Source organism: Microbacterium sp. SCN 71-21 (genome assembly GCF_001725695.1).
In the GTDB taxonomy this organism is placed as follows: Bacteria; Actinomycetota; Actinomycetes; order Actinomycetales; family Microbacteriaceae; genus Microbacterium; species Microbacterium ginsengisoli.
The window spans coordinates 1-8,440 of record NZ_MEGA01000092.1; the positions used below are offsets into that span (position 1 = coordinate 1).

The following is an 8,440-nucleotide window of genomic DNA, read 5'->3' on the forward strand; positions in this document are numbered from 1 at the left end:
CGCCGGATCCATCCACAGGAACGACAGGATGTTGCCATCCGGGTCCTCGAGGTCGCGCGAGTACATGAAGCCGAGGTCCTGAGCCGGGCGCGGCTCGACGCCGCCGGCATCCAGACCCTTCGTGAGCGTCGCATCGACGTGCTCGCGCGAGTCGCGGGTGAGCGCGATCATCGTCTGCACCTCGGCGCGCGGGTCGCCGATGGGCTTGTCGGTGAAGGTCGCGAAGAAGTCGCGGCGCAGCACCATGAAGAACACGGTGTCGCTCCACACCACACACGCCGCGTTCTCGTCCGTGAACAGCGGGTTGATCTGGCAGCCGAGCGCCTCATAGAACGCGATGCTGCGGGTGAGGTCTTCGGTGGTGACGTTGACGAACACCATCTGCGGAACGGACATGGCGACTCCTCGGCCTCGGGCGCGCGGGCTGCGCGCAGGATGAGCCTCGGTCCGCGTCGGCGCCGTGTCAAGTGCGCGCGCTCCTCTCCTCCGCAGGGGGGATGCCGCGGCGCATCGCCCGCCCATAGGTTGGAGGGATGTCCCCCCTTCCCCCGCCGCTGCGCCCGCTGCCGCTCGGGCGGCGCGAGCAGCGCGTCGATCTGGTGATCGCCGCCGGGGTCTTCGTGCTCGCGCTCGTGAGCGTGGCGCTGTCGGCGATCGGCGGTCTGTGGGGTGCGGCGCAGGCGCCGCTCGCGGTGGGCATCGCCTACGCCGCGGTGCTGGCGGCGCCCCTCGCCCTGCGACGCCGGTGGCCGGGGATCGTGACGGCGATCGTGTCGGCCGCGTACTTCGTGGCGGTGACCGCCCACATCCCCGAGGTGCTCGTCGGCAACATCGCGGTGTTCCTCGCGTTCTACTCGATCGGCGCGTGGACGCCGAACCGCCGCCGCGCGAACCTCGTGCGCGCGGCGATCGTCGTCGCGATGTTCGCGTGGCTCGTGGTGTCGATGTTCGAGGCCGCGACGACCGCGACCTCGACCGACGTGCCCCAGGGTGTCGCACTGTCACCCGCGATCGCGCAGGTGCTGCTGAGCGTGCTGATCAACGTGCTCTACTTCGGCGCCGCATGGGGCTTCGGAGACAGGGCGTGGACCGCGGGGGTGCAGCGCCGGGTTCTCGAGGAGCGCACCGCCGAGCTCGAGCGCGAGCGCGAGGTGACGGCCTCACAGGCGGTCGCGCTCGAGCGGGTGCGCATCGCCCGCGAGCTGCACGATGTCGTCGCCCACCACGTGTCGCTCATGGGCGTGCAGGCGGGGGTCGCGCGCACAGTGATGGCCTCCGACCCGGCGCTCGCGACCACCTCCCTCACGCAGGTCGAGGGGTCGGCCCGCTCTGCTCTCACCGAGCTGCGTCAGCTGCTCGAGACGCTGCGTACCTCTCCCGACGCGGATGCCGCACCCCAGCCGTCGCTGTCGCTCGACGCGATCGAGACGCTGGTGACGAATGCCGCGGCCGCCGGCCTCCCGACGACCCTCACGACGGTCGGCGCACCGTGCGAGGTGCCCGATCTCGTGCAGGTGAACCTCGTGCGCATCGCCCAGGAGGCGCTCACCAACGCGCGCCGTCACGGCGGCCACGACGCGACCGCCGACGTGCGTCTGCGCTTCGAGGCCGACGCGGTCGAGCTGGAGGTCGCGAACACCGGGCGGGTGGCGGCATCCGTCACCCCCGGCCTCGGGATGGTCGGCATGCGCGAGCGCGTGACGGTGTCGGGCGGAACCCTGGAGCTCATCCCCCGCACCGGCGGCGGCTTCATCGTGCGGGCGCGGGTGCCGCTGCCGCGGTCGGAGGAGACCCCGTGAGCGCGGTACGGGTGGTGCTGGTCGATGACCACGCGATGATGCGGGCCGGGTTCCGGGCGATCCTCGACGCGCAAACCGGGATCGAGGTCGTCGGGGAGGCGCCCACCGGACGCCGCGCGCTCGAGGTGGTGCGTGAGACGCGCCCCGACGTCGTGTGCATGGACGTGCAGATGCCCGACATGGACGGCCTCGAAGCGACCCGCCTGCTGACGGCGGATCCCGTCGTCGAGGCACGCGTGCTGGTGGTCACGACGTTCGACCGCGACGACTACTTGTTCCAGGCGCTCGATGCCGGAGCCAGCGGCTTCCTGCTGAAGAACGCCGGCCCCGAGGAGATCGTGCGCGCGGTGCGGGCGGTCGCGGCCGGCGACGCCCTGCTCGCGCCCGAGGTCACCCGTCGCGTGATCGAGCGGTTCGCCGCGGCATCCGCCGGTCACCCGCCGGTCACCGCTGCCCGCCCGGCCGGCGCGGCCGTGGTGGTCGCGCCGGCCGAGCCGGCGACGACGGATGACGCGCACCTCGAGCCCGCCCTCACCGACCGCGAGCGCGACGTGCTGCGGCTGATGACCGACGCGCTCTCGAACGCCGAGATCGCCGCGCGGCTCTACATCGGGGAGGCGACGGTGAAGACGCACGTGTCGAACGTGCTGCGCGCTCTCGGCGCCCGCGACCGGGTGCAGGCGATCGTGCTCGCGTACCGGCGCGGGCTCGTCTGAGGGCCCGCCCGCCGCGCGGCGGAGGGGCACGCCCACACGATCCACCCGTGGGGGGAGGCGCGGGGGCTGCGGCATCCGTAGGTTCGAGACGACCCCCGAGGAGGATCCATGCTCGAACTGCACGGTGTGACCAAGAGCTACGGCGGACGCCGGGTGCTCGACGGCGTCGGCTTCCGCGTGACCGGCGGCGCGCTCACCGGCTTCGTCGGCGGCAACGGCGCCGGCAAGACGACCACGATGCGCATCGCGCTGGGCGTGCTCGCCGCCGACGGCGGCAGCGTGCTGCTCGACGGCGCCCCGGTGAGCCGCGACGACCGTCGCCGCTTCGGCTACATGCCCGAGGAGCGCGGGCTCTACCCGAAGATGAAGGTCGGCGAGCACATCGCCTATCTCGCCCGCCTGCACGGTTACGGCAAGACGGATGCCGCGCGACAGGCGAACGACCTGCTCGAGCGTCTCGGGCTCGGCGAGCGCCTCGGCGACAACATCGAGACGCTCTCGCTCGGCAACCAGCAGCGGGCCCAGATCGCGGCGGCGCTCGTGCACGACCCCGAGGTGCTGATCCTCGACGAGCCGTTCTCCGGACTCGACCCGCTCGCCGTCGACGTCGTCGCCGGTGTGCTGCACGAGCGAGCGCAGCGCGGCGCCGCGGTGCTGTTCTCCTCGCACCAGCTCGACGTCGTCGAGCGCCTCTGCGACGAGCTCGTGATCATCGCCGGCGGCACGATCCGCGCGGCCGGCACTCGCGCCGAGCTGCGAGCGCAGCACGAAGCGCACCGGTTCGAGCTCGTCTCGGCGACGGATGCCGGGTGGCTCCGCGGCGAGCCGGGCGTCACCGTCGTCGAGTTCGCCGGCGGCCACGCCGTGTTCGACGTCGACGACGACCAGACCGCGCAGCGGGTGCTGCGCCGCGCGGTCGAGCTCGGTGACGTGGCGACGTTCACCGCGCAGCATCCTTCCCTCGCCCAGATCTTCAAGGAGGTCGTGAAATGACCCGTCTGCACCCCGCCGCCCCCTCGGCGGCCCAGGGCGTCTGGCTCGTCGCCGAGCGCGAGATCGGCTCGCGTCTGCGCAGCAAGGCGTTCGTGATCTCGACCCTGATCCTCTTCGCGATCGCGCTCGGCGGTGTCATCTGGGGCGGTTTCGCGGCGAAGAACGTCTCCGACACCAAGGTCGCGGTGACCGCCGAGACGGCGACCGTCGTCGCCGGGCTCCCGGGGCTCGAGGTCACCACCGCCGCCACGACGGAGGCCGCGCTCGCCGCCGTGCGCGACGGCGACGTGAAAGCCGCGATCGTGCCGTCTGCGGACGTGCCGGGGGCCGCGGCATCCACCTCGCCCTTCCCCTACACGGTCGTCGGCGACCAGGACGTGCCACAGAGCCTCGTCGCGCAGCTGAGCGCGACCCCGCAGGTGCATCTGCTCGACCCGCCGTCGACCGACGGGATGCTGCGCTACTTCGCCGCGATCGGCTTCGGCGTCGTCTTCCTCATGGCCGCCTCGACCTTCGGCGGCACGATCGCCCAGTCGGTCGTCGAGGAGAAGCAGACCCGCGTGGTCGAGCTGCTGATCTCGGCGATCCCGGTGCGGGTGCTGCTGGCGGGCAAGGTGATCGGCAACACGATCCTCGCGATGGCGCAGATCCTCGTGCTCGCGGCGATCGCGATCGTCGGGCTCTCGATCACCGGCCAGGACGCCGTGCTCACCGGCCTCGGCGCCCCGATCGTGTGGTTCGCGGTGTTCTTCCTGTTCGGCTTCATCCTGCTCGCGTCGCTGTTCGCCGCGGCCGGCAGCATGGTGTCCCGCCAGGAGGACATCGGGTCGACGACCTTCCCGCTCACGATGCTCGTGATGCTGCCCTACTTCCTCGTGATCTTCTTCAACGACAACCCCGTCGTACTCGCGGTCATGTCGTACGTGCCGTTCTCGGCGCCGGTCGCGATGCCGCTGCGGCTCTACCTCGGCACCGCGCAGGTGTGGGAGCCGATCGTGGCGCTGATCGTGCTCATCGCGACATGCGTCGGCGCCGTGCTCGTCGGGGCGCGCATCTACCAGAACACGCTGCTGCGCATGGGCGCGCGCGTGAAGCTGAGCGAGGCGCTCAGCCGCGCATAGCGCTCAGGATGCCGCGGCCAGCGCGTCGGCGGCACGCACGAGCGCCAGGTGGGAGAACGCCTGCGGGGTGTTCCCGGCCTGGCGCTCGTGCGCGGGGTCGTACTCCTCCGACAGCAGCCCGAGATCGTTCGCCGCCCCCGCGGCGGCCGCCATCAGACGCTCCGCGTCGGCGCACCGGCCGGTGTGGGCGTACTGCTCGACGAGCCAGAAGCTGCACGCCAGGAACGGGTTCTCCGCACCGGCGAGCCCGTCCACCCCGCTCGAGGTGCGGTAGCGCCGCACGAAGCCGTCGGGCATGAGGTCGCGTTCGATGCGGGCGACGGTGGCGACCATGCGCGGATCGTCGTACGCGCAGAATCCGACCTGAGCGAGGATCAGCAGCGAGGCATCCACCTCGTCGGTGCCGTAGTACTGGGTGAAATGACCGTCGGATGCCACGCCCTGCGCGGCGATCTCCGCGGCCAGGTCGTCGCGCAGCCGGCGCCAGTGCGCGACGGGTCCACGCAGCCCCGTGCTCTCGGCCGCGGTCACCGCCCGATCGAACGCCGCCCACAGCATCGCGCGGGAGTGGGTGAAGCGGCGCGGTTCGCCGCGGATCTCCCAGATGCCGTTGTCGGGCCGGTCGAGGCTCACCTCGGCGCGGCGCACGAGCGCGAGCTGCAGCGGCCACGAGTACTCGGTCTCGGCGAGGCCCGCCTCCCGGGCCAGCTGCAGCGCGACCATCACCTCGCCGACGACGTCGGCCTGGAACTGGGTGACGGCGCCGTTGCCGATGCGCACGGGCGCCGCCCCCTTGTAGCCCGGGAGACTCGCGAGCTCGCGCTCGGCGAGGTCGCGCTCGCCCGCGATGCCGTACATGATCTGCATCTGCGCGGGGTCGCCGGCGATGGCGCGCAGCAGCCACAGCCGCCAGTGGTCGGCGGCCTCGACGAACCCGTGCGCGACGAGCGTCTGCAACGTCAGCGACGCGTCGCGCAGCCACACGTAGCGGTAGTCCCAGTTGCGGGCGCCGCCGAACTGCTCCGGCAGCGACGTGGTCGCGGCGGCCACGATGCCGCCGGTGTCGGCGTGGCTGAGGGCGCGCAGCACGAGCAGCGAGCGGATCACCTCGGCCCGGTACGGACCGTCGTGCGCGATGTGGTCCGCCCAGTCCTGCCAGCCGGTGCGGGTCGCGACGAGCGCCGCGTCGACGTCGACCGGCTCGGGACGGTCGCGGAACGAATGCGACCACGTCAGCGTGAGGTCATGCGTGCCGCCCGCGTCGATCGATACGGTGCCGCGATGCACGTGGTCGCGCGCCTCGAGACGGATGCCCCGCACGGTCACCCGGTCGGGGCCGGCCGTCGCGTGCAGCTCGGGCACCGCACCGTCGAGCTGGCGCACCCACGGGATCGCCCGGGCATAGTCGAAACGCAGCCGCAGCGCGGTCTCGAACGGCACCCGGCCCGACAGGCCGACGATGCGCCGCACGATGTCGACGCGGTGCGGCCACACCGGCATGAACTCATGCACCTCGGCGACACCCGTCGCCGTCTCCCACCGGGTGACGAGCACGAAGGTGTCGCCGTCGTAGCGGCGGGTGACGGTCGCCGCGCGGTCGACGGGACGCAGGGTCCAGTGGCCGTGCTCCTCAGTGCCCAGCAGAGCGCCGAACACCGACGGGGCATCCCATCGCGGTGGACAGAACCAGTCGATCGACCCGTGCCGCGACACGAGCGCCCCCGTGCGGCAGTCGCTGAGCAGCGCGTATTCCCCGATCGATGCGGACACACCCCGATTCTGCCCCGCACCGGCGTCGCCGCGGCATCCGCGTCGTCGCGCGTGTCGAGGGCGTAGCGTGTGAGCGTGACCGACGAACGCACCCTCGTCATCCTCGGCGCCACCGGGGACCTGACCTCCCGCCTGCTGCTGCCGGCCCTCGCCCAGCTGCTCGACGCGGAACCCGACACGAAGGTGCGCCTGGTCGGCGCCGGCATGGATGCCGAGACGGATGCCGCGTGGCGCAGCCGCGTGAAGGCGGCGTTCGGCGAGGGCGTGGGGGCCGCGGCATCCGCCGTCGTCAAGGCGACCCGTTACGTGCAGTGCGACATCACCGCGACGAAGGACCTCACTGCCCTCCTCGCCGACGCGGGCGAACGCCCCGTGCTCTACTTCGCCGTGCCGCCCGCCGTCGCGGCCGCCGCGTGCCGCGCGCTCACCGGCGTGACGCTGCCGGCCGAGACGATCCTGGCGCTCGAGAAGCCGTTCGGCACCGACCAGCACAGCGCCGAGCAGCTGAACGCCGTGCTCGCGCAGCTGCTGCCCGAGCAGCAGATCTTCCGCGTCGACCACTTCCTCGGCCGGTCGATGGTGCTCAACATGCTCGGCGTGCGGTTCGCGAACCGCGTGTTCGAGCCGGTGTGGTCGTCGGAGAACGTCGCGTCGGTCACCATCCGCTACGACGAGTCGCTCGGCCTCGAGGGCCGCGCCGGCTACTACGACAAGGCCGGCGCGCTCGAGGACATGATCCAGAGCCACCTGCTGCAGGTGCTCGCCTTCGTCGCCATGGAGCCGCCCGCGACGCTCGACGAGCGCGACCTGCGCGACGCGACCGGGGCGGCGCTGCGCGCCACCCACGTGTGGGACGACAACGCCGTGCACAGCTCGCGTCGCGCCCGCTACACGGCCGGCACGATCGACGGCACGGCGCTGCCGAACTACGTCGACGAGCCGGGCGTCGACCCGTCGCGGGGCACCGAGACGCTCGCCGAGGCTGTGTTCGAGGTGCGTACCGCCCGCTGGGAGGGTGTGCCGTTCACGCTGCGCTCGGGCAAGGCGATGTCGGCCCGGCTCGCCGAGGTCGTGCTGCGCTTCAAGCCCGTGCACCACCTGCCGACCGGCTTCTCCGGCGAGGAACAGGGCAGCGTGCTGCGGTTCTCGCTCGGCCCCGACGTGTTCTGCCTCGACCTCAACGTCAACGGCGCCGCCGACCCGTTCTCGCTCTCCCGCGCCACGATGCACGCCGAGCTCGGCGAGGGCGCGCTGAAGGCCTACGCGGAAGTGCTGTCGTCGATCCTCTCGGGGGATGCGGCCCTCGCCGTGCGCGGCGACGCCGCCGAGGAGTGCTGGCGCATCGTGCAGCCCGTGCTCGACGCCTGGCGGCGCGGCGACGTGCCGCTCGACGAGTACCCCGCAGGCTCGACCGGCCCCGACGGGTGGCCCCCGCTCGGCTGACGGCCGCGGCGCGGCATCCGCTCGCTCACTCGCCCCCTCGGCTGACGGCCGCGGCGCGGCATCCGCTCGCTCACTCGCCCCCCGCGCGCGCTCTCACGCGCTCTCTTCACTGCCGCCGAATCCACTCGTCGCCGCCGAATCCACCTCGTGCACACGGCGGCGCGGAGTGGAATCGGCGCGCAGATGTTGATTCGCGAGGGAGCGGGAAGCGGGGTGGGCCAAGTGTGCGGACGAGGGAGGGGCGCGGACAAGCGGGCGCGCGAGCCGGCGGCGCGCGTGCGGGCGACGGCAGCGCCGCGCAGCTGCGGCGCGTGGCGCGAGTGAGCGAGGGCACGGCGAGAGAGTCGTCAACACGTCACTCCTCTGCCTCCCCTGTTCGCCGAATCCCCACGTCGCCGCCGAATCCACCTCGTGCACACGTCGGCGCGGAGTGGAATGGGCGCGCAGATGTTGATTCGGCGGGAAGAGGGTGGGGGAGGGTAAGGAAGCGGGAAGAGGCGGAGCGAGTGGGGCGATCGCTCGCAGAGCGCCGAAGCGCCAGCGAGCGCTAGCTGCGCGAGAGCACGGCCAGCACGTTGCCGGCGGGGTCGCGGAACCA

The 8,440-nt window shown here is 72.4% G+C and carries 7 protein-coding genes; 5 read left to right on the forward strand and 2 right to left on the reverse strand.

What is annotated here, in order from left to right; translation table 11 throughout:
- Window positions 1-396: VOC family protein (locus ABT08_RS11690; protein ID WP_288115065.1), on the reverse strand; the 396-nt coding region annotated here is incomplete at its 3' end.
- Between the two features lie 137 nt (window positions 397-533).
- Between ABT08_RS11690 and ABT08_RS11695 the strand changes: the two genes are divergently transcribed.
- The 4 genes from ABT08_RS11695 to ABT08_RS11710 all read left to right on the forward strand — a co-directional run bounded on the left by ABT08_RS11695 (window position 534) and on the right by ABT08_RS11710 (window position 4,629).
- Window positions 534-1,799 (forward strand): sensor histidine kinase, encoded by a 1,266-nt coding sequence (locus ABT08_RS11695; RefSeq protein WP_288115066.1) that lies wholly within the window; start codon window positions 534-536, stop codon window positions 1,797-1,799.
- Between the two features lie 35 nt (window positions 1,800-1,834).
- The gene (locus tag ABT08_RS11700; RefSeq protein ID WP_056206432.1) at window positions 1,835-2,515 is read left to right on the forward strand and encodes a response regulator; all 681 of its coding nucleotides are present in this window, start codon (window positions 1,835-1,837) and stop codon (window positions 2,513-2,515) included.
- 108 nt (window positions 2,516-2,623) lie between these two features.
- Entirely contained in the window at window positions 2,624-3,508 is an 885-nt protein-coding gene (locus ABT08_RS11705; protein ID WP_288115068.1) for an ABC transporter ATP-binding protein, read from the forward strand.
- Window positions 3,505-4,629 (forward strand): ABC transporter permease, encoded by a 1,125-nt coding sequence (locus ABT08_RS11710; protein WP_056518891.1) that lies wholly within the window; start codon window positions 3,505-3,507, stop codon window positions 4,627-4,629. The genes ABT08_RS11705 and ABT08_RS11710 overlap by 4 nt, the downstream gene beginning before the upstream one ends.
- Before the next feature lie 3 nt (window positions 4,630-4,632).
- On the opposite strand, the gene ABT08_RS11715 is transcribed toward ABT08_RS11710, so the two are convergent.
- A complete protein-coding gene (locus ABT08_RS11715) occupies window positions 4,633-6,399 on the reverse strand; it encodes a glycoside hydrolase family 15 protein (protein ID WP_056518894.1) in 1,767 nt (588 codons plus the stop codon).
- 75 nt (window positions 6,400-6,474) lie between these two features.
- Here ABT08_RS11715 and ABT08_RS11720 point away from each other — a divergent pair, with 75 nt between their 5' ends.
- On the forward strand, window positions 6,475-7,842 hold the full coding sequence (locus ABT08_RS11720; protein WP_137877763.1) for a glucose-6-phosphate dehydrogenase: 1,368 nt from the start codon (window positions 6,475-6,477) through the stop codon (window positions 7,840-7,842).
- Window positions 7,843-8,440 lie beyond the last annotated feature (598 nt).

What these genes read in the sequence shown, in the direction of transcription:
- ABT08_RS11700 (WP_056206432.1), top strand. Translation starts at nt 1,835, where the DNA reads ATGATGCGGGCCGGGTTCCGGGCGATCCTCGACGCGCAAACCGGGATC.
- ABT08_RS11695 (WP_288115066.1), top strand. Translation starts at nt 534, where the DNA reads ATGTCCCCCCTTCCCCCGCCGCTGCGCCCGCTGCCGCTCGGGCGGCGC.
- ABT08_RS11705 (WP_288115068.1), top strand. Translation starts at nt 2,624, where the DNA reads ATGCTCGAACTGCACGGTGTGACCAAGAGCTACGGCGGACGCCGGGTG.
- ABT08_RS11710 (WP_056518891.1), top strand. Translation starts at nt 3,505, where the DNA reads ATGACCCGTCTGCACCCCGCCGCCCCCTCGGCGGCCCAGGGCGTCTGG.